22 protein-coding genes are annotated in these 25,096 nt (G+C 45.9%); 11 read left to right on the forward strand and 11 right to left on the reverse strand.

Going from position 1 to position 25,096, the window contains the following annotated elements; genetic code table 11:
• Positions 1-346 precede the first annotated feature (346 nt).
• From ACHZCY_RS23445 to ACHZCY_RS23465, 5 genes are all read right to left on the reverse strand, one after another.
• Positions 347-751 carry a bacteriohemerythrin gene (locus ACHZCY_RS23445; protein ID WP_205220667.1) on the reverse strand — a complete coding sequence of 135 codons (405 nt, stop codon included), beginning with the start codon at positions 749-751 and terminating at the stop codon, positions 347-349.
• A 183-nt stretch (positions 752-934) separates the two neighbouring features.
• A complete protein-coding gene (locus tag ACHZCY_RS23450) occupies positions 935-2,263 on the reverse strand; it encodes an APC family permease (RefSeq protein WP_319550603.1) in 1,329 nt (442 codons plus the stop codon).
• Positions 2,264-2,599: 336 nt separating this feature from the next.
• On the reverse strand, positions 2,600-3,733 hold the full coding sequence (locus ACHZCY_RS23455; protein WP_319550604.1) for an ABC transporter permease: 1,134 nt from the start codon (positions 3,731-3,733) through the stop codon (positions 2,600-2,602).
• Positions 3,730-6,453, reverse strand: a complete 2,724-nt coding sequence (gene rbbA, locus ACHZCY_RS23460) for a ribosome-associated ATPase/putative transporter RbbA (protein ID WP_319550605.1) — start codon at positions 6,451-6,453, stop codon at positions 3,730-3,732. The genes ACHZCY_RS23455 and rbbA overlap by 4 nt, the downstream gene beginning before the upstream one ends.
• Positions 6,450-7,442, reverse strand: a complete 993-nt coding sequence (locus ACHZCY_RS23465) for an HlyD family secretion protein (protein ID WP_319550606.1) — start codon at positions 7,440-7,442, stop codon at positions 6,450-6,452. The genes rbbA and ACHZCY_RS23465 overlap by 4 nt, the downstream gene beginning before the upstream one ends.
• 159 nt (positions 7,443-7,601) lie before the next feature.
• Here ACHZCY_RS23465 and ACHZCY_RS23470 point away from each other — a divergent pair, with 159 nt between their 5' ends.
• Both ACHZCY_RS23470 and ACHZCY_RS23475 read left to right on the forward strand, forming a co-directional pair.
• Positions 7,602-9,083 carry an ATP-binding protein gene (locus ACHZCY_RS23470; protein WP_319550607.1) on the forward strand — a complete coding sequence of 494 codons (1,482 nt, stop codon included), beginning with the start codon at positions 7,602-7,604 and terminating at the stop codon, positions 9,081-9,083.
• Positions 9,061-10,485, forward strand: a complete 1,425-nt coding sequence (locus ACHZCY_RS23475) for a sigma-54-dependent transcriptional regulator (protein ID WP_205220661.1) — start codon at positions 9,061-9,063, stop codon at positions 10,483-10,485. Before ACHZCY_RS23470 ends, ACHZCY_RS23475 begins: the two co-directional genes overlap by 23 nt.
• A 60-nt stretch (positions 10,486-10,545) precedes the next feature.
• On the opposite strand, the gene ACHZCY_RS23480 is transcribed toward ACHZCY_RS23475, so the two are convergent.
• Both ACHZCY_RS23480 and ACHZCY_RS23485 read right to left on the reverse strand, forming a co-directional pair.
• Entirely contained in the window at positions 10,546-10,941 is a 396-nt protein-coding gene (locus ACHZCY_RS23480; RefSeq protein ID WP_319550608.1) for a hypothetical protein, read from the reverse strand.
• Between the two features lie 54 nt (positions 10,942-10,995).
• On the reverse strand, positions 10,996-11,598 hold the full coding sequence (locus tag ACHZCY_RS23485) for a cytidylate kinase family protein (protein WP_319550609.1): 603 nt from the start codon (positions 11,596-11,598) through the stop codon (positions 10,996-10,998).
• 407 nt (positions 11,599-12,005) lie between these two features.
• Between ACHZCY_RS23485 and ACHZCY_RS23490 the strand changes: the two genes are divergently transcribed.
• Positions 12,006-12,827, forward strand: coding sequence for a class I SAM-dependent methyltransferase (locus tag ACHZCY_RS23490; RefSeq protein WP_205220658.1), 822 nt, complete (start codon positions 12,006-12,008; stop codon positions 12,825-12,827).
• A gap of 177 nt (positions 12,828-13,004) precedes the next feature.
• On the opposite strand, the gene ACHZCY_RS23495 is transcribed toward ACHZCY_RS23490, so the two are convergent.
• Together ACHZCY_RS23495 and ACHZCY_RS23500 are read right to left on the reverse strand one after the other, a co-directional pair.
• Entirely contained in the window at positions 13,005-13,787 is a 783-nt protein-coding gene (locus ACHZCY_RS23495) for an enoyl-CoA hydratase/isomerase family protein (RefSeq protein ID WP_319550610.1), read from the reverse strand.
• Positions 13,788-14,276: 489 nt separating this feature from the next.
• Entirely contained in the window at positions 14,277-14,870 is a 594-nt protein-coding gene (locus ACHZCY_RS23500) for a lipid-binding SYLF domain-containing protein (protein WP_319550611.1), read from the reverse strand.
• 616 nt (positions 14,871-15,486) lie between these two features.
• On the opposite strand from ACHZCY_RS23500, the gene ACHZCY_RS23505 reads away from it, so the two are divergent.
• Positions 15,487-16,014, forward strand: coding sequence for a hypothetical protein (locus tag ACHZCY_RS23505; protein ID WP_319550612.1), 528 nt, complete (start codon positions 15,487-15,489; stop codon positions 16,012-16,014).
• Positions 16,015-16,061: 47 nt separating this feature from the next.
• Here ACHZCY_RS23505 and ACHZCY_RS23510 read toward each other — a convergent pair whose 3' ends face one another.
• Positions 16,062-17,042 carry a DUF2860 family protein gene (locus tag ACHZCY_RS23510; RefSeq protein ID WP_319550613.1) on the reverse strand — a complete coding sequence of 327 codons (981 nt, stop codon included), beginning with the start codon at positions 17,040-17,042 and terminating at the stop codon, positions 16,062-16,064.
• Positions 17,043-17,239: 197 nt separating this feature from the next.
• Here ACHZCY_RS23510 and ACHZCY_RS23515 point away from each other — a divergent pair, with 197 nt between their 5' ends.
• The 7 genes from ACHZCY_RS23515 (at position 17,240) to ACHZCY_RS23545 (ending at position 24,240) form a co-directional block, all read left to right on the forward strand.
• Entirely contained in the window at positions 17,240-18,004 is a 765-nt protein-coding gene (locus ACHZCY_RS23515) for a YdcF family protein (RefSeq protein ID WP_205220653.1), read from the forward strand.
• 387 nt (positions 18,005-18,391) lie between these two features.
• The gene (locus ACHZCY_RS23520) at positions 18,392-18,712 is read left to right on the forward strand and encodes a cupin domain-containing protein (protein WP_319550614.1); all 321 of its coding nucleotides are present in this window, start codon (positions 18,392-18,394) and stop codon (positions 18,710-18,712) included.
• Positions 18,713-18,965: 253 nt separating this feature from the next.
• Positions 18,966-20,681 carry a hydroxylamine reductase gene (hcp, locus tag ACHZCY_RS23525; protein WP_394713467.1) on the forward strand — a complete coding sequence of 572 codons (1,716 nt, stop codon included), beginning with the start codon at positions 18,966-18,968 and terminating at the stop codon, positions 20,679-20,681.
• Positions 20,682-20,837: 156 nt separating this feature from the next.
• The gene (locus tag ACHZCY_RS23530; protein ID WP_205220651.1) at positions 20,838-21,272 is read left to right on the forward strand and encodes a MarR family winged helix-turn-helix transcriptional regulator; all 435 of its coding nucleotides are present in this window, start codon (positions 20,838-20,840) and stop codon (positions 21,270-21,272) included.
• A gap of 3 nt (positions 21,273-21,275) precedes the next feature.
• A complete protein-coding gene (locus tag ACHZCY_RS23535; RefSeq protein WP_319550616.1) occupies positions 21,276-22,394 on the forward strand; it encodes an HlyD family secretion protein in 1,119 nt (372 codons plus the stop codon).
• 55 nt (positions 22,395-22,449) lie between these two features.
• The gene (locus ACHZCY_RS23540) at positions 22,450-23,976 is read left to right on the forward strand and encodes a DHA2 family efflux MFS transporter permease subunit (protein WP_319550617.1); all 1,527 of its coding nucleotides are present in this window, start codon (positions 22,450-22,452) and stop codon (positions 23,974-23,976) included.
• 42 nt (positions 23,977-24,018) lie between these two features.
• Complete coding sequence (locus ACHZCY_RS23545) at positions 24,019-24,240, forward strand: hypothetical protein (protein ID WP_319550618.1); 222 nt, start codon at positions 24,019-24,021, stop codon at positions 24,238-24,240.
• Between the two features lie 45 nt (positions 24,241-24,285).
• Here the strand turns inward: ACHZCY_RS23545 and ACHZCY_RS23550 are convergent, their stop codons facing one another.
• Positions 24,286-24,921 (reverse strand): LysE family translocator, encoded by a 636-nt coding sequence (locus ACHZCY_RS23550; RefSeq protein WP_319550619.1) that lies wholly within the window; start codon positions 24,919-24,921, stop codon positions 24,286-24,288.
• Positions 24,922-25,096 lie beyond the last annotated feature (175 nt).

The raw sequence follows: 25,096 nt of genomic DNA on the forward strand, positions 1-25,096 counted from the left end.
GACGAGATGACCACCATGCTGTTGCACAATAGACAATGCAACAGTGAGACCCTTTTTGAGCCTGCTAAACAATTACATTGGCAATATGGATCATAAAACTGCGCGCTATTGTGAGGGCTTATCGATCAGCATCATGTAGATTGGAGAGTAGATTTTTTGTGATTCCCTTGCAGCACAGCAAGATCTGTCGCAACGTGTCAATACGTTGCTTGTGCATATTATGGCTTGGTTTTAAAACGCTTGACCCTTTGCCGGACTCACTGCAAATGCTGTTGTTGGGTTACGTTCCAAGGCTGTCAAAATTTTTTATCTGAGAACAACCGCCATTGTTGATACTTGAGGATGCCTACTGCTTGTCAGCCATATAATCAGCGAATTTTTTATCTGAATCAAGAATATGATTGATTAGCCATTCCCGCAAAAAATGATACAAGTCCTCTCTGCCATCCGGAAAGTTATTGAGCAGACGGTCTTGGAAGACAGCAACTTCATCTATCAGATTTTGATGCTCCGTTTTATGGGCATCAAGTTCTGGGTACTGCGCATTTTGCATCAGCGATTCTTCGTTGGTAAAGTGATTTTGCGTGTAGTCTACAATTTCCTTCATCACCTTCTCAACGGCTTCTTTAGGCTTTTTATCCCGGACGTTTATGTACATCGCTTCAATAAGCTCGACTAGTTTGCGATGTTCCAAATCAACAGCCTCAATTCCTGTGTTATAGGAATCACGCCACTTTATAACTGCCATCATCAGTCTCCATTAACCCTGGTGTAATGTTACGGGCATCTTGTATGATTATCTTTTAGCCCAATTTATGGGAGTTTACACTTGCCTTGTTATGGCCAATAAATATCGTATGATCATCTTGGCCCACTTGACCCCGTAGGCGTAGCCTGGTGAAATGGGTAGAGCAGCTTGCTTGCCCAGTTTATTTTAGCGCGGGAAATGATTTTTTTTCATGTAGGGCAGGCCTGCCGCTATCACAATCAGGGTGAGCAGAAAGAAATGCAAAAACATGTCCTTTTGCACAGCTCCCCAAATAATATAACACGAACCAACGCCGGCAAACAACGGCATGAGATATCTGATAAAGAAGCTGCAATCTGTAAATGTTCGCATTACCCAGAAATAAAGAGAAATGTAAATGACATAAAGAAACGCGATGGGCAGTTCGGAGATATCCATGAACCTCCCCCACCAGCCTGCAAAATTTCCGTACCAGACCATGAGCCAGAAGCAGGACATGGTAAAACCGACGAGTGCGGAGAGAATCGTACTGTTGGTGCGTGGGTCTACGCGACTGAAGAATGCCGGCTTCGGCCCTTGCCCTCGTGAGGAGATAGCATACATTCCGCGGCTCGAGCCCATGATAAGGCCGTTTAAGGTACCGAGGCACGAGATTATCACAAATACGGACAGGAGGGTTCCACCCAGCTTTCCGAAAATAATTGCCAGAACTTTTACGGGTGCATCGTTTCCTGCGACGATGACCTCATCGTTGGACAGGATTCCTGAAATACCGAGGTAATAGAGCATATAAATGACAACCACCAGGCAAGCACCGAAGAAAAGCGCCTTGGGTAGCGTTTTTTTGGCATCTTTTAATTCAGCATTGATCGAGGTTGCAATAATCCACCCCTCATAAGCAAAAGCTGTGGCAAGTGTTGCTACAGCAAGACCACCCCCGGAGGTGACGTTTTGTGCTGCATTGGCAAAACTCGAAAACGTCTGCCCGCTTACAAGTCCTGAAACGCAGCCCACCGCAGCCACCAGTGCTAAAGGAATAAGTTTGATAATTGTGGTCGAGACCTGCCATTTACCTGCCAATATCGGAGAATAAATATTTAAGAGGAAAAAAAGTACCATGTAAAAACTCGCCACGAGCCACACTTGTTTTTCGATGCCCATGAGGCTGACGGTATAGTTTGCCGATACCCAGGCCAGTACGGCTACCAGTGTCGGGTAATAGACAAAGGTCATAAACCAGGCCACCAAATATCCGGCTTTTGGACCGTACGCCTCTTCAAAATAATCGACAACACCATTGACCTTCTCTACTCTGGTTGCAATCCTGGCAAAGACCGAAGCGGTGATGACCATGATCGTCCCTCCAATGGCCCAGGCAAGCAATGCTGTTGGTAAGCTTCCACCCGAGGCGACCAGAACATCGTCTGCCTTAAAGAATACTCCGGAACCGATGACAATGCCCACCACCATGGCGGTAGCTGTCCAAATCCCATATTTCCGTTCCAACTTTTGCATGTTTTGTACCTTGAATTGTGTCGTTGAATACTTTGCAATTCATTATTTTGGCAAGGTGATCATTTTTGCAGGGGATATTTCGACGCTAGTGTTTTTTCCGGCGCATTGGTCACTCTGCTTTTTTGTTAATTTTCGGGCGAAGATAGTACTGGGTTCAAAGCATTAATGCGATACCTTTAGAGTAATTGGAGTGAAAAAGAAAGGTGTGTGGCTATGGGGTTGTATAAGAGGGATAGCTTTCTTGACCAGGGATAAGGGCGTAGCCATATAAAGCTGAGCAGCTCTTTTGGTCAGGATTCCTCCACATCTCTCTGCTGATACTGCTGGTAGTACCCTCTAATTGTCGGCAACAGATTGCCTGAATTTGGCAGTGGCTGTAATAAAAAAGATCAAACCAATGATAGCCAGTACAATAAATTGTGGCCACACTGTCTCCAGCCCCGCTCCCCGATAGAGAATCGCCTGCGCAAAAGAGACAAAATGGGTACTGGGTGATGCCAGCATAATATGTTGCACGATATCAGGCATGCTTTCACGGGGAGTAATGCTGCCGGAGAGCAGTTGCAGGGGGAGAATGGTCAGGATCAGGAGCAGGCCCAGTTGCGGCATGGAGCGGACCAGGGTGCCAAGAAAAATACCCAGCGAGGTGGTGGCAAAGAGATGCAGGGCCGTTCCTGCCACAAATAAAGCAATCGAGCCATGGATCGGCACTCCCAAGACCGCGCGAACCATAATAAACAGTGATAACACCACCGCAACCAAAACTACCACCCCGTTGGCAATAACCTTTGAGGCCACGATTTCCATCGGGCTTACCGGCATGGCCAGTAAATGTTCCAATGTTCCATGCTCACGTTCCCGAAGCACTGCTGCCCCAGTAAGAATAATAGAGAGAAAAGTAACATTGCTGAGGATTTCCATGATGCTGCCGAACCAGTCGCTGCTCAGGTTGGGGTTGTATTTATAGTGAGGGACCAGTGTGAAGGGGAGCTCTGTCCCGCTGTCTATACTCCCCGTAAAGTTCGTTAATTCGCCTTGAATGATACTCTGGATATAGCTGTTGCCGATGAATGATTGGGTCATTCTGGTTGCATCAATATTAATTTGCAACTCAGGTTGTTTGCCGGCTGTAACATCACGTTGAAAATTGCATGGAATAATAAGGACAAAACAAAAGCTACCAGAGTCCAATACCGGATCGACCTCAGGGAAAGTAATGGAGACAGGTTTGTTAAAATAAGGCGCATAAAAAGCATCACCAATTTGTTTGGAGAGCGGCGATTGATCTTCATCAACGATGGCAATGGGGGCTTTGTGCAATTGGGTTGAGGTTGCTGTTGCTGCAACATAAATTGCTCCTGAAAACGCCCATATGATCAGCGCCAGCAATATCTTATCATGCCGGATGCTGCTTATTTCTTTGAGAAAGAGGTTGTAAACCGTTTTTACGGAGATGTGCTGTACGTTCATTTTTCCTGTTTCTCCAGGAGCAGCAAACTCAAAAGAGTGAATGCCGGTGCAAAAATAACCAGATGCCTGAATTCGCGTGCCAGGTCGCCATATCCCAGGCCTTTGGTAAAAACGCCTCGGACAATAATGATGAAAGAGGAGGCCGGCCAGTTGTCGCCAATAATCCTTCCCATGCCCTCAAGGGAGCTTACCGGTTCGGTCATGCCTGAAAAATTAACGGTTGCCAGTAAGGTTATAATGGCAGTGCCTGCCAGAGCTGCTATCTGCGTTCGGGTAAAGGAAGATAATAAAAGGCCAAATCCAGTGGAAGCGCTTACATACAAGAGTCCTGTAAGGCACAGAAAAAATATATCCCCTTTAAGCGGTACCGAAAAAACAAAAACTGCCACCAGGATAAGGCAGAGAAAACCAGCCATACTCAGGGCAATGTATGGCATTTGTTTGCCTAGTAAGAACTCCAACCGACAAGAGGGGCTAACGTGGAGATTAACAATGGAGCCGAGTTCTTTTTCCCTGACAACGGAAAGGGCGGTAAGGATTGCCGGGATAAACATCATCAGCAGGGGAATAACTGCGGGCACAATAGCATGAATACTTTTAAAATCCTGGTTATAGCGATAGCGAGGTTGAAGTGTAGCCGGGAGTAACGTTATATCTTCTCCTGTTTTACGTTTGGCAAGATCAGTCAGGTAGCTGAGATGCATTCCCTGGACATAGCCATTAATGGTTTCGGCGCGAAAGGGCATGGCGCCGTCAATCCATACACCTATCTCTGCCATTCGCCCCCTTTTCAGAGCAGCGCTGAAGCCCGGCTGAATTTCAAGGGCCAGGCTGAGCTCACCGCTACGCATTCTTTTATCTAATTCCTCCTCACTGTAAAGAGGAGGGCGTTCAATAAAGTACCTGGAACCTGCAATATTTTGGATATAGTCACGGCTGAGCGGACTCTGATCCCGGTCCAGGACCGCAAAGGTTAAATTCTCCACATCCAGTGAAATACCGTATCCTAAAACCAGCATCAGCAAAGCGGAGCCCAGCAAGGCAAAGGCGAGCAATACCGGATCTCGAAGGATTTCCAATGACTCTCGTATGCTGTAGCCCAGGAGGCGTCGAATATCAAATGTGTTGTTGTGTGTACTCTCGATGCGTTGACCGCTGAGTTGCGTGTTCTGAGGAAAGGGTATTTCCGGGTCCTGTTCATCTTCCAGGTAGGCGATAAAGGCATCTTCCATATTTGACGTTCCTCGCGATCGGCGAATAGCCTCTGGCGCGTCGGTGACCAGTACCCGGCCGGCATGCATCAGGGAAATACGGTCACAGCGTTCAGCCTCGTTCATGAAATGAGTGGAGATAAAGATGGTGACTCCCTGGTTTCGAGAAAGCTCAATCAACAGTTCCCAGAAGCTATCTCTGGCAATGGGATCAACACCAGAGGTCGGCTCATCAAGAATAAGGAGATCCGGGGTATGGATTACAGCGACAGCCAGGGAAAGGCGTTGCCGTATTCCAAGGGGGAGGGTGCCTGCATTTTCATCAGCATACGACACAAGATTAAATCTTTGTAAAAGGGAATTGATACGCTGCCTGGCATCGTCTTCCTGAAGATTGAAGAGTCGTGCATGGAGGTGCAGGTTCTGCATCACTGTCAGTTCTTCATAGAGTGAAAAACCCTGGGACATGTATCCCACTCGGTGCTTGGTTGCCATTGAATCGGCCTGCACCGGGTTGTCAAACAGGCGGGCACTCCCACTGGTGGCCGGCAGTAAACCAGTGAGCATTTTCATAGTGGTTGTTTTGCCACAGCCATTGGAGCCGAGAAAACCAAATATTTCGCCCTGCCTGATCTCCAGGTCTACCTTGTCCACTGCTGTAAAATGGCCAAAGTTTTTGCTTAATCCTTGAGCAGAGATGGCAATTTTATCGGTCTTGCCTTGCAAGGGGGGGATGGTTAGCGCTCTTTTTTTATACCCTTTGTTGTGCAGGAGCAGAGCAATAAAGGCTGCTTCCAGAGTCTCGGTTGTAGTCAGTTGTTTGAGTTCTGCTGATGTGCCGGTCTGTAATACTTTGCCGTCATTCATGGGGATCAACCAGTCAAATCCTTCAGCTTCGTCCATGTATGCGGTGGCAATAAGTATGCTCATGCCTGGGCGCCGATCACGTATTTGCTTTACCAACTCCCAGAATTGGCGACGGGAAAGCGGATCAACTCCAGTGGTGGGTTCATCAAGAATGAGCAGGTCGGGATCATGGATCAGTGCACAACACAGTCCCAGTTTCTGTTTCATTCCTCCTGATAATTTTCCTGCCTGTCTATCTTGGAAAGGGGCAAGTCCGGTTGCCTCGACGAGTCTTTTGATCTGCCGGTGCCGTTGTGTAGTTTTTATACCGAATAAGCGTCCGAAAAAGTTTATATTCTCAAACACTGAAAGGGTGGCATGGAGATTTTTGCCAAGTCCTTGTGGCATAAAGGCTATGCGCGGAGAAATGGTGTTGCGAAAGTGCTGATTGCGTATATCGCCGTTAAAAACCATAATGCTGCCATGTTGTATTTTACGGGCACCGGCAATGAGGCCTAGCAGGGTAGATTTCCCCACTCCGTCCGGCCCTATCAAACCAACCATTTTACCGGCAGGGATAGTCAGCGATGTCTCGTGCAGAGCCTGGTTTTTTCCATAGCGGTGCCTGAGCTCGGAAAGAATAATGGGTGCGTTAGTTTTCATTGTGGCAGGGCAACGCGCAGGTTTTCCGGCCAGGCTGCATGTGCATCCATGAGGATAAAGGCTTCTCCCGGCAAACCGGTTTTGACAACGTCTACATATTTTTTTAACAGGGTGGAATCTATTTTGACTTTGACCCTGAACATAAGCTTTTCTCTCTCTGTTCTGGTTTCAACGGCCTTGGGGGTAAATTGGGTGCGGGGAGCAACAAAAGAAACCTTGGCCGGAATGACAAATTGTGGAAAAGCATCAAAAATAATGCGGGACTCACTGCCGATAAAGATTTTTCCAGCCTGTGCCGTGGGGAGAAAAATGGTCATGTATACATCCGTTAAATCAAGCACGGATAAAACGTTGCCGCCCCCGGCAAGCACCTCTCCGCTTTGGGCTATTTTGTAGAGAATGCGTCCGTTAATCGGCGATACAAGTTCCATTTCCGCAAGTTCGGCGTTCAGTCGCTCAATACGCGCTGCGGCAGCTTCGGTGCCCGATGCAGCTCGGGTAATCTGAATTTTGGCAGCTTGCAATTCTGCTTTCGCACTTTCATAATCGGTAATGGCCTGATCCAGTTTTTTTTGGGAGATGTTGTTGAAATGGGAAAGTTTGATCGCACGCTCTTTTTCCCGGAAGGCAAAGTTGAGTTCACTCTCACGTACAGCCGCCATGGCTTTGGCATATTCATTTTTATCCTTTGCCTCAACCAGGTAAGCTTTGGCTTCTCGCAGCTGGGTTTCCAGAGTATAGGTATCCATTTTGGCAAGGAGCTGTCCTTTTTTTACCATATCGCCTTCTTCGGCCATTACCTCGTCAAGGCGGCCGGCATATTTGGTGGCGATATCGTATTCTGTTGCTTCTATCCTACCGTTACCGGAAGCTATATATTGCGGCAGACTCTTGTTATTTTGGCCTTTATAGTAGTACCAGGTGCCCATAGCCATACCTGCAAGCAGGAGAAAAAAAATAATCTTAAAAATAGATGCAGCTTTTTTCATATCCAGCACTCATTGTTTTATGTGAAGACGTTCTCTGTCGATTAAACATGTCTTTGGTTTGCTCTGGTTAGATTGTTGCAAGTCCGATACCATGATTGTAGAAGGAGAGAGGTTACTTTTGTTAAGGTAGCTTATTGTTGCAAAGAGAGAAGAGGAGTGATGAACATCAGCCTGAGAACCAAGCTCATTTGTATATTTGCCGCCATGACTATGATGGTAGTGGGGTGCAGTCTGGTTATGGTGTGGAATACCCGGCAGGTTACGGGTATGTTTGGCAGGGTTGTGCAGAAAGACCTGGTCCAGTATAGAACCGCACAGGAGATGGAAATGGCTCTGGCTGATCAGAAAGGATTGCTGACCTACTACTTTGTTGATGGAAACAAAGAGTGGTTGGAAGCTGTTGACCGGTTCCATTCTATGTTTCAACGAAAATTGAAAAAGGCGCAGTCATTACATTTTGCTCCGAAACAGAAAGATATTTTGGAGCAGATTGTTGTTGAGTACGAAAAGTACGGGCAGATCAAAGAACGTGCCATTCACGACTACCAGGCAGGAAAATCCATGGAAGGGATCTCCAATTCCCACGCACAGCAGCGTGATGTTTTTTTCAGCCTGCTTACACTGTGTAAAACACTTCGTGAGCAACAATGGATAGTTATCCAGGAAACGGAAAAAACAGCGACCCATGGAGCTGCAAAAATCACCTTTTTGGCTTATTGGTGCATAGGTGTTTTTGTTGTTTTGTGTTTGCTGTTTTTTTCCGTGCTCTATAAGCAGATACTTCAGCCAATACGGGATTTGGCCATTGAAACCGGCAGTACTCCCCAAGACAGCTATATGAATGAGGTGGGATCATTAAGCCACTCCCTGAAAGGGATGATGCGCGAGTTTGACCGGACCCACGACGAGTTGAAAAAAAGTAAAAGAAACTTGCTCCATGCTGAAAGGATGGCCGTTGTGGGAGAGCTTGCCGCCAGCGTGGCCCACTCAATGCGGAACCCTTTTACTTCTATCAAAATGAGAATGTTTTCCCTGTCCCGCTCTCTTGATTTAAACGATGCCCAAAATGAAGATTTGCACGTTATCTCAGACGAAATTGACCGGATAGACAAGATAGTAACGGCTTTTCTAGAGTTTGCCCGTCCCCCCAAACTCCAGTTTAAAGAATATCGTCTTGGCGATTTGATCAGTTCTGTGGCAAATCTGCTCAAATACAGGCTTGAACAGTATGATACAGTTCTTGTTGTTGAAAGTGTCGACAATGAAGCAACCATATGGATGGATCGCGACCGGATAAGGGAAGTGTTGGTTAATTTGATCACCAACAGTTGTGAGGCCATGAAGGACGGCGGAGAGATTTATATCAGGCAGACACGTGAGCAAGACCCGTTGCTAGGCGAATTGGCAGTTCTGCGTATTACAGACACTGGTCCTGGAATTCCGGAACCTATTATCCATAAGATCACAACACCCTTTTTTACTACAAAAGAGCATGGCTCCGGCCTTGGGCTGAGTATAGTTGCAAGAATTGTTGATGAACACAAGGGGAGATTGCTGGTTTCATCCACAGAGAACGGAGCGGAAGTTATAATAAAAATACCTGTCTCAAGGAGTGTCCATGAGCTTGATTCTCATCATTGACGATGACAGGCAACTGTGCAGCAGTTTTTCAAAAATTCTTATCCAGGAAGGCTACACAACAGAAGTTGCTTTGAGTGGAAAGGAAGGTATCGCCACGGCACAAGCGTCCCAGCCTGATGTGGCTGTCCTGGATGTGCGCCTGCCGGACATGACCGGTCTGGAGGTTTTTGACATCCTGCATCAACAGTTTCCCAAGCTGCCGGTTCTCATTGTTACTGCCTTTGAAAGTACCGAAACTGCTATTGAGGTGATTCGAAAAGGAGCCTATGACTTTATCTATAAGCCTTTTGATGTCCTTGATATGCTTCAACTTATAGAGAAAGCCGTATTCACCGGGCGTTGTATGTCTTCTCCTGTGGATGTTAATCCGCAGAAAATGGATTTCTCCAGTCGAGATGCCCTGGTTGGTAACTGTAGGCAAATGCTTGAGGTATACAAGGGGATAGGCAGGGTAGCCTCCACCGATGCCACGGTATTGATTCGTGGAGAATCCGGTACAGGCAAAGAGCTGGCCACCAGGGCAATTTATAATTATTCCAATCGGGCGGATAAGCCTTTTATGGTGGTCAACTGTGTGGCTATTCCGGAAACACTTTTGGAAAGCGAACTGTTCGGCTATGAAAAAGGTTCCTTTACCGGGGCTGCCCACCGTCGTCTGGGCAAGATAGAACAGGCACAAGGCGGCACTGTTTTTCTTGATGAAGTTGGTGATATGCCGCTCAGTATTCAGGCAAAATTGCTCCGCCTGCTGCAGGAAAAAAGCATTGAAAGATTGGGTGGCAAAGAACCCGTTGATGTCGATGTTCGAATTATTGCTGCGACCAATAAAAATTTGGAAGCTGCGGTAAAGAATGGCAGCTTTCGTGAAGATCTGTATTACCGTCTGCGCGTTGTTACCATAACCATGCCGCCGCTGCGCGAACGAAAAGACGACATCGCTACTTTGGTTAATTATCTGTTGCTTCGTCTTTCGCATAAAATGTCTGGTGCAAGCCCTGGGATAACCGATGAGGCCATGGTGAAATTACAGCAATACGATTGGCCGGGTAATATTCGTGAGTTATCCAACACCTTAAAAAAGACGCTAATTTTCAACCGTGGTGCACCTATTGCGCCCGAAGATATCAGCTTTCCCCACCTTGTTGAGGAGTCGGATACCAGAAAAAAAGTCGGGACAGAGCAGGTTAGACAGTGGGTTCGGGCGGTACTCACAAATGGTGAGCAGGAAAAGGCCTATGAATTTTGTCTGCAACAGGTTGCCACACTCCTGATTAAGGAAGCACTTGAGCTGACGGCAAACAATAAATCCCAGGCCGCAAAAGTGTTGGGAATCACCAGGCCGACTCTACATGCAAAAATGGAAAAATATTGTATTGGCGAACAGGGATTCCGCAAAGACTGAGTTTCTTTTGTCAGCATTTTTTACAGACTGTAAAAAATGCTGACACTTCTTAGAAAAATTTCAATGACCAATATGTTTTTCATGAACCTTTTTAAGGCAACTATGAACCCTATTTTTGATAGCCACAATACTTGCCTCATTTTTCTCGATCAGGACAATATTCTCCCTCTCAGGCAAGGGGGCGAGTATTCCCTGGTAGGTGTGCAGTATAATTTCCTTTGCACAATAGGTCTTGAGTACGGTGTTGAGCAGGGGAGTGCCATAGGGGTGGAAAAGTTCAGGATCAAGAATGATCAGATCACACATAAGGGGGTGCTCAACTAAGGCATGAACGTCATCTTCACAATGTACACAGAACGCAGAGTAGGCCTCTTGGGTGAGTTCCCGCTGAATCAAAGTTCGTATATGGCTGTTTACATCCGTTACTGCGATGCGAAAAGATGTGGCCCTCTGCATGGCTTTTTCAATCTGGTTGAACTCGGAATTCTCATAGGTTATCTATCAGCTTTGTTACGTGAAAAAAGGTGCAGCGTCTGATTTGTTATGTTGAACCCGCTCTTCTTGAAGCATGAAAATATAGGCGATCACATCAAGTAGATCCTGGCCTTCATATCGAATAACCGTGTCATATAAATCCGGGCTGTAAGGGGATTTGTTAAAAAGGAATTGGGTCCAGCAAGCAGCCTTTTGGTCGTATTCTTTGATTAATTTTCGTGCACTTTCCTTGTTTATTTTCTCTTGACGGATTGCTCGTCGAATTCGGCTTTTTTCATCTGATAAAATCAATATTTTTTGGATCAAATGGTCGTTGGATTCCAGTAATGAACTGAAAAAACCGTAGTAGATATAGTTTGTAGAGTCGGCCAGAAGACCTGTACAGCGTTGCCGGAGGAGATCAATCAGGATCCCCTTTTCCATGCTGCGCCGATGTGTTAGCTGGTCATCGGAAAATAGTTTTTCTTGCAGCGTCTTAATCGGGATACCTTCTTTTTTACTCATTTCTTCAAGCAACATGCTATCAGTATAAACAGGCTGGCAAAGGGTGTAGGATAACTCACCTATTATCCGTGCAGCATCGGTGAACCTACAAGGGAAAAGGGCAATTGATATCATATATTTTCTCCTAAAAAGATTGCATCCTTTTGTTGCATAGTTCGGGCCATTATGTTGAGAAACTCTGCTCCATTTCAGCCGGTTAAAAAAGGCCTCTACAGATAACGTTGGTGCTTTAATAAATGCATCCTTTTTTTAGTCTGCCTCAACCACGTGCAGGGGGGGAACAATTGAAAAGGAGAGAAGAGATGTGAAACCAAGTGGTTGTCAGTTTTATCTTGGAATAACTTACTAATATGTTGCATTTAATGGGAGCAGAGCCTTTAATGAAAGATGGTGTCGGTGCTGTGAACCAGAGAACAAAATAAGTAAAATCCTGGCCGGGATATGCCTGGGCATGATGGCGAATATATTCAATTCTCCTCGTAGGCAGAGAAAAAACACATGAGCAGGCAAGGAGTGTTTTTATGAACAATCAGTTGTGTCCCATATGCGAGCAAACAGATTATGTGAAAGTGCATTCTTTTATGGACTACCGAGTAGAAATATGCGGGGAATGCGGCCATGGAATAACGCTTCCCAGACTAGCGCCGGGAGAGCTTGATCGTCTGTATGATGAAGAATATTTTACTGATCAGTACGAGGCTTGTCTTCCGGGAGAAAAAGAACTCCAGCGCAAAAAACGGCAGGAAGACCATCGCATTAAGGTAGTCAAAAAACAAATAGCACACGGCAAAGTGTTGGATGTCGGCTGTGGTCTCGGTTTTTTTCTGTATGCCTGCAAAGATCGATACACCCCATATGGTTTTGATGTCTCTTCTTCCAACAAGGCGTATATCGAGCAACAATTAGGAATAGAATTATTTACAGATGAAAGGGAAGTGCAGGAGTTTACAGAGCAACAAGGGCCCTTTGATGCGGTTACCTTTTGGCACAGCTTGGAGCATTTTATAGAGCCGACGGCAACATTGGAGCACTTTTGTTCTTTACTCCATGATGACGGTGTCGTCGTTATTGATGTGCCGGTACATGACTCTATCGATTGCAGCATGAATGAACGTAAATGGGAAGGGTGGCAGATTCCCTATCATCAACACCATTTTTCTTCTACTTCACTGCGACAATTGATTAGCAATATGGGGCTTAGCATAGTGGATGAGCACACGTATCGTTCGGGACATGTTTATCAACGATTGAAGTCAAAATGGTACTTGCGACCGTTTGCCCGATCAATTGCCAAGCTCTTTCGCGGAGGGAGCATGGTTGTTGTCTGCAAGAAAAATCGGTGACTGTTCAGCTCGAGATGAAGGCGAGAGTGTTTATGGTGCGCTGAAGAGTTGCAAAAAATGATTTAACTTGGTGATTGTTCGCCGCCGCTTATTTTTTGCAGGCGACTCACCTACACAGCTGTAGCACCTCTAAATGGTTACACTTTTTGAACAGGTACCCTGTCTGCCACATGCACATTACACATTGCTAAAAAGAGCTTTTCTTTTTTCAAGAAAAGCGGACATCCCTTCTTTTTGATCGAAAGTAGAAAAAAGACCGCCAAAAATGGAACTTTCGTGGAGGATGGCCTCGTTTTTGGGCATATTCAATCCACTGCGGATCGTTTCTTTGGCAAAGCCAATGGCTGTTAGTCCGTTTTTCAGCATTGTTGTCGCTATATTTTTTGCTTCTGCCAGCAAAGTATCCTGTTCGACCACTTTGTTGACAATACCCCATATTTCTGCCTGTTCGGCACTCAGCATTTTTCCGCTGAAAATGAGCTCCCGCGACCTGTTTGGGCCAATAAGCCGCGGCAGGTTTTGCGTACCCCCAAACCCAGGTATGATTCCAAGGGTGACTTCGGGTAGACCAAACTGGGCATTGCTTGATGCATAAATAAAGTCACAGGCGAGGGCGAGTTCAAATCCACCGCCCAATGCATAACCATTTACTGCAGCGATACAAACTTTCTCCATTGACTCAATTTTGCCGAGAAGTCCTTGTCCTTTACGTGAGAAATGGAGCGCCTGGACAGGATTCATTTCCGTCATTTCAGAAATATCTGCTCCAGCAACAAAAGCTTTGTCGCCCGACCCCGTGATAATAACAATTTTAATTTCGTTGTCAGTGCTGATCTCTTCAATGCTCTTTGCCAATGCGTCGAGCAGTTCGCTGTTGAGAGCATTTAAATTTTCAGGCCTGTTAATGGTTACAGTACATATTTCATTTTTAGTGTTTGTTTTCACAATCGGTTCATTCATATCTGCTCCAGTAGTCGTCTGCTGCATCAATGTAGAAAAAACTGAAAATACATGATACCGAATTGAAAACCTGGCGGCACCTGATTTTTTGAAAAATAAAGTGTACCGCTGTGTTTACATGTGCAGTGAAAAAAAGGGAAGAGGGCGGGTGTTGATTGTTGCCTTGAATTTTTATCAGGAGGAGAGGTGAAAACAGTTAGTTTACAGTGTGGATCGTTTCTGCTCATTTTACTCATTTTATTTTGCTGCAGATTGAATGAGCGTTGTTGCGAAGGGCGCCCACAAAGCGTAGAACATGGGCTTAGCTGCTAACAGAGAAGTTCTGTTATTTTTTATATTGCAGGCGGTGGAGAAAAGGCGACAGGGAGGGTTCATTCACCAAATGAATAGGTCAAAAAGCAGCAAGCCATCTTAACAAGTATGCCCAGCTTGTAAAGGCTATGACTTGCTGCCGGTCTATTATCCTGAATATGAGAGTGATTTTTTGAGTTATTGTCCCAGATGTTTTCCCCCGGCAACCCGTCTTGTAAAACTGAATTTCTGGCCGCCGACACTGGCCTCATACATCAAACCACCCTTGGTAATGGTATAGGTTGCTATCCCCTTGTTGTACCCGGAGCTTGCTATTTTAGCGTTGTTTTTGCCGCCACTTGCTGCTGCTGACCCTCCAGCCGTATTTGCCGAAGCACCTACTGCTGCTGTCAATGCGGTTGCCTGTGCCTCGGCACCGAACTCAAAGTTGCCGGTGGTAAATTCATCCAGTGCTCGTTTATCCTGGAAAAAAACTACTTGGCTGAAGCCGGTGCCGCCCAACTGAAATCCAATGCTCGCCTGGGTCATTGCAGTATCGCCTATATATTTGTTCTGCTCATAGACCCTGCCTTTACCGTACGCACCACCAACGACGAAACCAGCTTTGCCGATGGTCGGGAAGAGGGCATACCCGTAAGCGGTTTGAAACATTTTTGAGATTCCCGCATCTGTAAACATTTTTTTGGTATCTGCATAATTGTCAGCCCAACAAGGGGAGGAAAGAAGGGCAAAAGACAAAGTAAGTACCACAAAACGTATAATTGGATTCATCGTAATTCTCCTTGCATTATTTTGTATTGAATCAAAAGATAAACAACGATTTAAAAAGTATCTCCTGCTATCCCAATATGAGTGAACGAGGAAGCTGGAAGATACTTGGGGCCAAACCTAGCATATACGACGTGGTTGCACAAGGAGTTGGCTTCCATCTTATAGTAATAACTGTCAAAATGGAGCGGTTATCCTGACCACGATGATTGGTTTTCTTCGCAGCTTCTAGTTTTTTTCAGCCTGAATTGTTCACTGAAGATCAGTCTATGCTGCGCTGTTTTTTCAGTGTTTCGGCAAGAATAGGTAAGCGCAGACTCCGATAGCTTACCCGGAGTCTTCGCTTACCCGGAGTCTTCGCTTACCTATTTAATACCAAAAATCTTTGAGCCTGCCACCGCCTCAACTGATGAGACATTTGGGTTGGATTGATTACGAAACGTGATGTTTGTATACATTGCGGGGGAAAACCTGCGTGACTGGATCGACTTCGTTGCCGATTTTGTAGCACTTTGTGTGTAATAAGGTTTGGTGGTATTGAGTTAGATTGTTTATACAGCGTATTTGAATCTATGGTCCACTTTACAAAACATTCTTTCCGATATTCGCCAGGAGAAACATGCGTAACACGCAGATACGTCATTCCCACATTTATGCTGGTTCTGTAAGCGATCGGCTTGAGGTGAGCAAAAGGATTCTGTCGATGGTTGGCAAAGAGTTGACGCAGGATGCTGATTTTCGACACCAGTTTTCCTTGTTGCAGGAGTATGCAGAGGCGTTGAACCTGCACATGGCGAACATGGAGCTTGGCGCACTTTGCGGGACGTGTGCGACCAGCCCTTCGGGTGGCTGTTGCAGCCGTTTTATGAGTGGTGAGGTGGATGCTGTTCAGCTTTGTTTCAATAGCCTGGCCGGTATTGAGGTAAAGGTTGTCCAGCTCAATGGACAGGAATGCTTATTTCTAGGTGAGCGGGGCTGTATTTTTCTTTTTAAGCCTATGTTCTGTCTCAATTATACCTGCAAACACATTTATGATACCTGCACACCTGCAGACTTGCATGCGCTGGAAAAATTGACAGGGCAGCTCCTGAGCAAACAATACCAGCTTGAACAGCATGTCTTGCATCTTTTACAGAAGGGTGCTTGAGTGCACCCTTTGTATTTAGATCTTCTCCTGGTGTTGGATAGTTTTGCTCAAAAGCGATAATTTATAAAACCACCAATTGTGACAGCCTCGGTATCAAAGAAGTCGATATTGCTATCCCCTTTGCTCAGACTCACCAGAGCTGTGGTGGACCAATTCTTGAAGTTAAATGGCGCCATATACGTTGTCATCAGGCTTATTCCATAGCCGTCATTTTCCCTGGTTTGATCGAATACCGGATGTTCTTCGTCATAGTCACTATGGCTGTAGTACACTCTTGGGACGATCATTACTTTATCTAGAGTGTACCTGGCTTCCAGGCTGAGTTTGTATTTGGTGTACGAGTTGGCCTGGCCGTCATAATCGCCAAAATGGACGCCCACACGGGGGCGAATCTCCAGGGTATCAGTCGGGTAAAAAGAGTAGTTCATATTCAGCACGTACACGGAACCGTCTCTTGCCAGAGTCGGTTCGAGTGCGCCAATGACATCGTCGTCGACATCATCGTTGAGATAGATGAATTTTACGCGGAGTCCAGAGCCCATAATCCTATTCAGGCCAACCTGAGCACCGAATTTTGTAGTATCTGTTTCAATGCGATTAACGCCGACGAGGTAAGGATTTTCATAAACCTTTGCAAAAGGGGAGACAAAGAACGAACCCTCAAAAATTCCTACCTCTGGTAAGCGATAGGAACCACCCATATCGATTGTGAAACCGCCTACTTCGTCAATGGGGGGAGTGGTTGAGAGATACAGCTTCATTCCCTCTGCTTCTCCCACGTCCCACACGGCATTAACAAGTATGGGGGGGATAACGGTTGTTTCACGGTCAGCACCTGATTGGAGATTGTCGAGTCGTTCTTCTGAACCTTTTGGGTTAAGGTTGTTGCCGCTGTTTATTATGAGTGCTCCTAAACCAATAGTGCCGGAAACGGAACTCGATTCTTGTGCTTGTTCTTGCGCTGAAACGAGTGCGCCGGAGAAAAGGAGGCTGCATGAAAGGAGGGAGCTGATAGCTTTTTTCTTCATGGTAGGTCTGTCTTTTTATATTGGTTTATGTGATAAATCGAAAACAAACGCCAACTCATAATGCTTTATAATAAAAAATGAAATATTGGAAATCATTTGTAAAAAATATTGGTTGTTGGCTGCGTTGGCTGGAATCCAGCAGTTACCGTTGAAGTTGCTTTTGTACCGATAGAAGATACACAAATAATGGTGGTACCATGTTGATGGATTTGCGATATGTACTCAAAGGTTTATTGCTTCCCCCATTTACGCAGGTAGTTGTTCTTTTGATGGTCTGGAAAATTCGCAAACGCGCCCCTGCAATAGCAAAAGCTCTGTTCCTGATTGCTGTTTGCAGCCTCTGGTTGTTGGGAACCCCGGTGGTGGCGACGTTTCTTGCTCGGAGTCTGGAAAAATATTCTGCGCTGGGTACGGAGCAACTTGGCATTATCAAGGCCGATGCGATTGTTATTTTATCTGCCGGTCAAAACGTCTACGCGCCTGAGTTTGGCGAACCTGTGAGTGGTGCAGAACAACTTGTCAGGATTAGATATGGTGCTTTTTTACAAAAAAAGACAGGTCTGCCGGTACTGGTCAGCGGAGGTTCTGTTCAGGGAGGTGAACCGCGCAGTCTTGCCGAGACCATGGCGTTTGATTTGCTTAAAGGCTACGATGTGCAGGTGCGATGGCTGGAAAAGGAAAGCAGAACCACGGCCGAAAATAGCCGTTACAGTTATGCTCTTCTTGCTCAAGAAAACAAGACCACTGTTCTCCTTGTAACCAGTGCAATCCATATGATGCGGGCAAAATGGAGCTTTGAGCAGGCTGGGTTTAAGGTGCTGCCTGCACCAACAAATTTCAGAGATCGCAGATCCTTAAATATTAACTCGTTTATGCCCAACGCCGGTGCACTTATGTTGAGCAGTGAGGCGTTGCATGAGTGGCTCGGTTACTGGGCGTATCAGTTGCTGGAGGATGAGTAAAAAATACCTCAAAAATGGTTTTGTTTTTCCATCCTCTTAAACGTCACTTTACCTGCTTTTCAGCAAAAAAATCATCCGGCAAAATACGTTGTCATACATCTCGTTTTTTTGCCGGTTCCATACTTTTCCTCTTCGCGTACAGTCTTTTCCGTCTCTCCTCTTTTTCTCTTTGCTGATTCTGTTTTTGAACAGTTTGTTGTTTTTTGAGCAACATGTTGTCACATAAACAACGATTATAGTGTTGTGTTTTTTGCAACTAAAAATGTATATCACTAATATTTGGTTATTTTTAAAATGGCATAGCTGTTGCTTTATCCTAAGGAAATATGAAAGGGAATTATTCTTCACTGCAACAGCAGTCTTAAATGGGATTTACAGGAGCACACAATGCAAATTATCCATCTCGATGACACCAATGAATTTACCCCTGGCCAAATGAAACGATTTTTTTTGGTAGAAAATTCACCGAATTTTAAAATTATAAATTTTAACCTGGATGCTGGAGTCACCTTTCCTGTCCACTCCCATGATCTGGATGGTGAATTATCGATCCTGGTCCTTGCTGGAGAGGGCTTCTTCCTTGGCGCAAATGATGCGGAGATTCCGGCAAACAGCGGTGATCTGCTTGTCTCGCAAATCAGTGAACCTCATGGGGTAAGAGCGAAAACCAAAATGAGAATTCTGGTAACCATCACACCACCGATTTGAGAGGGGAGTGGATTACTTACCGGAACAGTAGATAATAGCGAGAAAGCGGAAAAACAAATGTTGAAACTTGATACAGGTCAAAGAGTTGTTTCTTAAAAGAGTATATAAAGTTGCACATAATGTATCGCGTGCAGGGTCTCGGACGATTGCGCATGCAAGACCTTTTCGGTTCAATACCTAGCCCATGCAAGCATCGTTTCAACGCTACAGAAAACGGGCTCAATAAATACAAAGAGGAACGAGTATAATGAATATGTTTTGTTTTCAATGCCAGGAAGCTGCGAAAGGCACGGGGTGCACTGTTAAAGGCGTTTGCGGCAAGCAGGATACGACTGCCAACCTGCAGGATCTGTTGATTTATGATCTCAAAGGTATTGCTGTTTTGGCAAAAAGCTTAAAAGAAGCGGGGGTAGCGGTCGACAACAGTGTTGGTTTGTTTATCTGTCAGGGCTTGTTTACCACCATCACTAATGCCAACTTTGATGATCAAAGTCTGGAGAATTGGATCAAACGTTCTCAGGTTATCAAGACCAAGCTCAAAGATCAATTTGACAGCATTTCCTCACCCGCACGGAAAGCATCAATCTGGACCAAACTGATGCGTTTCCTGAGCCCTGGTGAAGAGCGTTCACCGGCGGCTCAGCTGGATGCTTCTGCGCTTTGGTTTTCAAGCGATCCTGCCATGTTCCAGGAAAAAGCGAAAACAGTAGGTGTACTGGCAACAGAAAATGAAGATGTACGCTCGCTTCGGGAGTTACTCATTTTAGGCCTTAAAGGTATCAGCGCGTATGCTGACCATGCGGCAGTGCTTGGGCTTGAAAAAGACGAAATATATGATTTTGTCATCGAAGGGATGGCATCTACCACTGAAAATCATTCAGTGGACGAAATGGTTGCGCTGGTGATGAAGGCCGGGGAGTGTGCGGTCACAACCATGGCCACACTTGATGCGGCCAATACCGGTGCGTATGGTAACCCGGAAATTACCGAAGTGAATCTTGGTGTTGGCGACAAACCTGGTATTCTCATCAGCGGGCATGATCTCAAGGATATGGAAGAACTGCTAGAGCAAACTCAGGGGACTGGTGTAGATGTATATACCCATGGGGAAATGCTGCCTGCCAATTATTACCCTGCATTTAAAAAATACGACAATCTCAAGGGCAATTACGGTAGTTCGTGGTGGCACCAGAATAGCGATTTTGAATCGTTTAACGGTCCGATCCTGATGACCACCAACTGTATTATTCCTATCAAAAAATCTAACTCGTACCAAGAACGTATTTATACGACAGGCACAGCAGGGTACCCTGGTGTAACCCACATCACTGATCGGGTGGATGGCCAGGCCAAAGATTTCTCGGCGATTATTGAACAGGCAAAGACATGCAGTGCTCCACAAGAGATAGAAACCGGAACCATTGTCGGTGGTTTTGCGCACAATCAGGTATTGGCCCTTGCGGACAAAGTCGTTGAAGCTGTAAAATCAGGCGCGATTAAACGATTTGTGGTTATGGCCGGCTGTGATGGCAGACAAAAAGGCCGCGCCTATTTTACCGAGGTTGCGGAGAATCTCCCTCAGGATACGGTGATCTTAACTGCCGGGTGTGCTAAATATCGTTATAACAAGCTCAACCTTGGTGATATTGACGGGATTCCAAGGGTGTTGGATGCCGGACAGTGTAATGATTCTTATTCGCTGGCAGTTATCGCTCTTAAACTGAAAGAGGTATTTGAACTTGATGATATTAATGAGCTTCCCATCTCCTTTGATATCGGCTGGTATGAGCAGAAAGCGGTCGCGGTACTCCTTGCCTTGCTCCACCTGGGAGTAAAAGGGATTCGCCTTGGACCAACCTTGCCGGCCTTTATTTCTCCTGCTGTTTTGGATGTATTGGTTGAAAATTTTAATATCAAACCCATCGGTACAGTTGAGGATGATATTGCAGCTATGATGGCTGGCGAATAAGCTTTATTTATAAAGCATTCTGAAAAATAGGCGGCAGAGGGGATACCTTCTGCCGTTTTTTTTTGTTCTCGAGAACGAGTGTCGATCCATGAAAAATAGTAAGCATGGCTTATAATAATTCTTGCTTGTAAGTGCAGGACAAATTAGGGTGGCGGCATGAAAAAAATAGACCCCAACGATTCCATTATCTTGTTAATGCATGATGTCTCTATTCTACTGAGGAAGTTCATTGATCGACAGACTTCGGAGCTGAGCCTTACCCAGACGCAGTGGAGAGCCTTGGTGCATATAGCCAGGCATGAAGGTTGTAACCAAAAGGTTCTTGCAGACAGGCTGGAGATAAAACCGATCAGTCTTTCTCGTTTGCTCGATCGGCTGGAAACTGCAGGTTGGGTAGAGCGTCGGCCTGATCCCAATGACCGGAGGGCCGCTTGTTTGTATCTTGCTGAAAAAGCCCATCCTTTTCTTGATCAGGTCAAAGGGTTTGCGTTTGCAGCAAGAGCACAAGCGTTGCAGGGGATCAGTGATGAAGAAACTGCCGTTTTTCTGGATATATTGCGCAAGATGAAGACTAACCTCAGCCGGAATTAAGTAATGACTAACGTGCCAACGACAACCGAAGCTGCAGAGCCCTGTTCTGCTAAAAGGACAAAAAGCTCTCGATTTCGTCTGCTGTTATTGGTTTGTGTGCCTTGCCTGATAGTTTTTATGGGCCTCGTTATTTACTCCACAGGCGGGCGATATGTGGCAACGGATAATGCGTATGTCCAGTCGGATATGATAACTGTCAGGCCAGAGGTGTCTGGTCCGATTGAGGTTGTTCATGTGCGGGAAAATGATCATGTCACAACGGGAACGCCGCTTATCACCATAGAAAATACCAATTATCAGATTCAGCTTAACCAGGCTCGCGCTAATTTGCAGGGAGTTTGTGCAGATATCAAGAGACAAAAAGCAGCATACCTGCAAAAGGTTGATGAACTTGAACTGGCTCAAAAAAACATTGCATATGCAGCAAAGGAACTGCGCAGGGTTTCTGCCTTGGCTGAGAGGAAGGTGGTTTCAGGAGCCAAGCTCGATGATGCCAGGCATGTGATGGACGTCAATCAACAGAAATATCGAATCATTGAGGCTGCAATTGGGCAAATTTTAACCAGGCTTGAGGGCGACCCCGACAACTCGCCGGAAAATCTGGCAGAATATCGTTTGGCCAAGGCAAAGTTTGAAAAAGCAGAACTGGATTTGAGCAAGACTATTGTCCGTGCTCCCTTTAGCGGACGGGTCAGCAAGATACCTGCAATCGGACAGCTTGTCCGATCCGGCACATCAGTGATGAGCCTTGTTGATGATTCCAGCTTCTGGGTAGAAGCAAATGTAAAAGAAACCGATCTCACCCATATTTTGGCTGGGCAGAAGGTGCAGATTGAAATTGATGCTTATCCGGACCAGGAGTGGACCGGTAGTGTTGAAAGCATTAGTCCTGCTACGGGCAGTAAATACGCCATTATTCCTTCTCAAAATGCGACCGGAAACTGGGTGAAAGTTGTACAGCGGGTTCCTGTGAAGATAGTTTTCGAGCATACAAATGAAAATCGAGAGTTGCGAGCGGGGATGAGTACCACTGTCCGTATTGATACCGAGCATCGTCGCTTTATCCTTGCGAGCCTGCACAAACGTTTTCCTGCTGTAGCTACGGCAGCACAAGCGAGGTAAGCATTATCTATGTGTTTATCAAAAGTTTTTTTTTATTCAAAAGAAACAGGCCTGCATGCAAGCCGTTAGTGTGAAGAAGAAAACGCCTCAGCACACTTTGCCTAGAGGATTGATTACTGTGTCCGTCATGCTGGCAACCATCATGCAGGCATTGGATATGACCATTGCCAATGTGGCGTTGCCGAACATGCAGGGCGGGATGTCTTCAACCCAGGACCAGATATCCTGGGTATTAACATCCTATATTGTGGCCTCTGCCATTATGACCCCGCCCACAGGAATACTGGCGGCTCGTTATGGTCGTAAACGTCTTTTTCTCGCTTCTGTAATTGGGTTTACCATAAGTTCCATCCTTTGCGGAGCCGCAAACTCGCTGATAGAAATAGTGATTTTTCGGTTTCTGCAAGGCGCCTTTGGTGCTGCTCTTGTGCCCCTTTCTCAGGCAACCCTTTTGGATATTTATCCAAAGGAAAAGCACGGTTCAGCAATGGCTATCTGGGGATTTGGGATCATGGTCGGGCCAATACTCGGCCCTTCCCTCGGAGGCTACCTTACAGAGTACTACAGTTGGCGCTGGGTTTTTTATATCAATGTTCCTATTGGGCTTGTTGCGGCATTGGGCATTTGGTTTTCTATTCCGGAAACCCGGCGTGATCATCAGCGTAAATTTGATCTGTTAGGTTTTTTGCTGCTTAGCGTATCTCTGGGAGCCTTGCAGCTCATGCTGGATCGTGGCCATTCGCTCGATTGGTTTGCAAGCCGAGAAATTATTATTGAAGCACTTGTGACCTCGCTGTGTCTGTACATGTTCATCGTCCACATCTTGACTACAGACACCCCCTTTATTTCCCCACAGCTCTTCAGTGATCGCAACTTTGTTGTTGGCTTGGTGCTGATTTTCACTGTTGGGGTGACACTGCTGGCCACCTTGGCTCTCCTACCGCCTTTTTTGCAGAATTTACTTGGGTTCCCAGTTGTCACAACCGGCTATGTCCTTGCCCCAAGAGGGATGGGAACGATGGTGGCGTTAGTATTGGTTGGCCGTCTGGTCAATAAGGTTGATACCCGTTTGCTTATTTTCAGCGGGCTCTGTCTTACTGCCCTGGCACTGAGGATTATGGGCGGTTTTAACCTCGATGTAAGTGCCTTTACTATAGTTTGGACTGGAATGATCCAGGGGTTTGGGTTTGGGCTGGTTTTTGTACCCCTTAGCACCGTGACCTTTGCAACTCTGCCCCAGCATTTTCGAACCGAGGGGACTGCTCTTTATAGTTTGATGCGAAATGTTGGCAGCAGTATCGGTATATCCGTAGTGGTGACGTTGTTGATGAGAAACAGCCAGGTCAATCAGACGAATTTTGCTGCGCTGCTCCATCCTTTCAGGGATGTTTTTATTACTGATCAAGCACCCCTTGAACAAAGCCTATCAAGTATTGAAGGTGTGGTTACTTTCTACTCCCAGGTAATCAAGCAGTCGGTGACCATTGCCTATTTAAATGATTTCAGGCTCATCATGTGGATGGTTATTTGTTCCATGTTGCTTTTGTTGCTGATGAAGCACTCTCGGCAATCGGTAGCTTGAAAGGTGCTTCAATGATAATGGTAGGCAATGGAAGGAGAGTGTATGGGGATGGGTGAAAATGCTAATGCCGTGAAAGCTCATAAGAGCAGAGGCGCGCCATTTTCCAATCTCGAAAAAATCGTGTATCCATTTTTAGTGTGTATGGTGATTTTTCTGTTAGTGGTTGCGTTCTGGAATGCCGGCATATTGGTAGGGGACATTGAAGGTGGCGGAGGACCTTTACAGTATGTAATGGAACCCCTGCTGATCGAGTGCCTGAATTAGAAAGAGTGTCGGTTGTGGTAGAGTCTGGAATGACACAATACCTATTTAGTCCGTAAACACCAGTCGGATACCGAGAAAGATCATCATGGAGCCTGTTAATCCATCGAATGTTCGGCTGCATCTTGGATTTTTCAGCCACGCTTTTGCCCGGTCCACCATAGAGGCAAGTAAACATTGCCATATCATCGCAACCATGAAGTGAATGGCTGCAACAGTGAGTGACTGCCAAAGTGCTCCTTTGTTTGGATCAATAAATTGGGGGAGAAAAGCCATATAGAAAACAATGGTCTTGGGATTAAGGACATTGGAGAGAAAGCCTTCACGAAAAGATCGCAAGCCATTAAATTTGAGTGGGGTAACCGAAAGGTCGGCAAACACAGAGTTTTTTTTATTGAAGAGCAATCTGCTCCAATTAGTCAGCCCCAGCCAGAGAAGATAGGCAGCACCCAGTATTTTCAACCCGTTATACGCCCATGCTGTCTGTAAGAGCATAATTGATATTCCACAGGCGGAAACAGAAGCATGCACAAAAAGTCCTGAGCAAATCCCGAGACTACTCAGCGCTCCATCGTACCATCCTCCGCGAGCACTGTTACGCACGACTAAGAGGGTGTCAATTCCGGGCGTAAGTGTCAGTAGCGTTACGGCAATTAAACAGGTGAAAAGAGTGTTGGGATCCATTGGTATTATGTCATTTCTAGTTGCGCCTGAAAGCCGGCGTCCATGTTGGTTACGTATTTATTAAGGTGTGTACAGTGGCTTCCGGGCTATGAGCATTTGCGGTTTTTTCAAAAGGTGTGAAATAATTCCTATGCAGTTGCTATGGCGGGTGGGGATGCTGGAGAGTGACCAGGTC

This window comes from Desulfogranum marinum (genome assembly GCF_963675105.2).
GTDB lineage: Bacteria > Desulfobacterota > Desulfobulbia > Desulfobulbales > Desulfobulbaceae > Desulfogranum > Desulfogranum marinum.

What these genes read in the sequence shown, in the direction of transcription:
- ACHZCY_RS23445 (WP_205220667.1), bottom strand. Translation starts at nt 751, where the DNA reads ATGATGGCAGTTATAAAGTGGCGTGATTCCTATAACACAGGAATTGAG.
- ACHZCY_RS23450 (WP_319550603.1), bottom strand. Translation starts at nt 2,263, where the DNA reads ATGCAAAAGTTGGAACGGAAATATGGGATTTGGACAGCTACCGCCATG.
- ACHZCY_RS23455 (WP_319550604.1), bottom strand. Translation starts at nt 3,733, where the DNA reads ATGAACGTACAGCACATCTCCGTAAAAACGGTTTACAACCTCTTTCTC.
- rbbA (WP_319550605.1), bottom strand. Translation starts at nt 6,453, where the DNA reads ATGAAAACTAACGCACCCATTATTCTTTCCGAGCTCAGGCACCGCTAT.
- ACHZCY_RS23465 (WP_319550606.1), bottom strand. Translation starts at nt 7,442, where the DNA reads ATGAAAAAAGCTGCATCTATTTTTAAGATTATTTTTTTTCTCCTGCTT.
- ACHZCY_RS23470 (WP_319550607.1), top strand. Translation starts at nt 7,602, where the DNA reads ATGAACATCAGCCTGAGAACCAAGCTCATTTGTATATTTGCCGCCATG.
- ACHZCY_RS23475 (WP_205220661.1), top strand. Translation starts at nt 9,061, where the DNA reads ATGAGCTTGATTCTCATCATTGACGATGACAGGCAACTGTGCAGCAGT.
- ACHZCY_RS23480 (WP_319550608.1), bottom strand. Translation starts at nt 10,941, where the DNA reads ATGCAGAGGGCCACATCTTTTCGCATCGCAGTAACGGATGTAAACAGC.
- ACHZCY_RS23485 (WP_319550609.1), bottom strand. Translation starts at nt 11,598, where the DNA reads ATGATATCAATTGCCCTTTTCCCTTGTAGGTTCACCGATGCTGCACGG.
- ACHZCY_RS23490 (WP_205220658.1), top strand. Translation starts at nt 12,006, where the DNA reads ATGAACAATCAGTTGTGTCCCATATGCGAGCAAACAGATTATGTGAAA.
- ACHZCY_RS23495 (WP_319550610.1), bottom strand. Translation starts at nt 13,787, where the DNA reads ATGAATGAACCGATTGTGAAAACAAACACTAAAAATGAAATATGTACT.
- ACHZCY_RS23500 (WP_319550611.1), bottom strand. Translation starts at nt 14,870, where the DNA reads ATGAATCCAATTATACGTTTTGTGGTACTTACTTTGTCTTTTGCCCTT.
- ACHZCY_RS23505 (WP_319550612.1), top strand. Translation starts at nt 15,487, where the DNA reads ATGCGTAACACGCAGATACGTCATTCCCACATTTATGCTGGTTCTGTA.
- ACHZCY_RS23510 (WP_319550613.1), bottom strand. Translation starts at nt 17,042, where the DNA reads ATGAAGAAAAAAGCTATCAGCTCCCTCCTTTCATGCAGCCTCCTTTTC.
- ACHZCY_RS23515 (WP_205220653.1), top strand. Translation starts at nt 17,240, where the DNA reads ATGTTGATGGATTTGCGATATGTACTCAAAGGTTTATTGCTTCCCCCA.
- ACHZCY_RS23520 (WP_319550614.1), top strand. Translation starts at nt 18,392, where the DNA reads ATGCAAATTATCCATCTCGATGACACCAATGAATTTACCCCTGGCCAA.
- hcp (WP_394713467.1), top strand. Translation starts at nt 18,966, where the DNA reads ATGTTTTGTTTTCAATGCCAGGAAGCTGCGAAAGGCACGGGGTGCACT.
- ACHZCY_RS23530 (WP_205220651.1), top strand. Translation starts at nt 20,838, where the DNA reads ATGAAAAAAATAGACCCCAACGATTCCATTATCTTGTTAATGCATGAT.
- ACHZCY_RS23535 (WP_319550616.1), top strand. Translation starts at nt 21,276, where the DNA reads ATGACTAACGTGCCAACGACAACCGAAGCTGCAGAGCCCTGTTCTGCT.
- ACHZCY_RS23540 (WP_319550617.1), top strand. Translation starts at nt 22,450, where the DNA reads ATGCAAGCCGTTAGTGTGAAGAAGAAAACGCCTCAGCACACTTTGCCT.
- ACHZCY_RS23545 (WP_319550618.1), top strand. Translation starts at nt 24,019, where the DNA reads ATGGGGATGGGTGAAAATGCTAATGCCGTGAAAGCTCATAAGAGCAGA.
- ACHZCY_RS23550 (WP_319550619.1), bottom strand. Translation starts at nt 24,921, where the DNA reads ATGGATCCCAACACTCTTTTCACCTGTTTAATTGCCGTAACGCTACTG.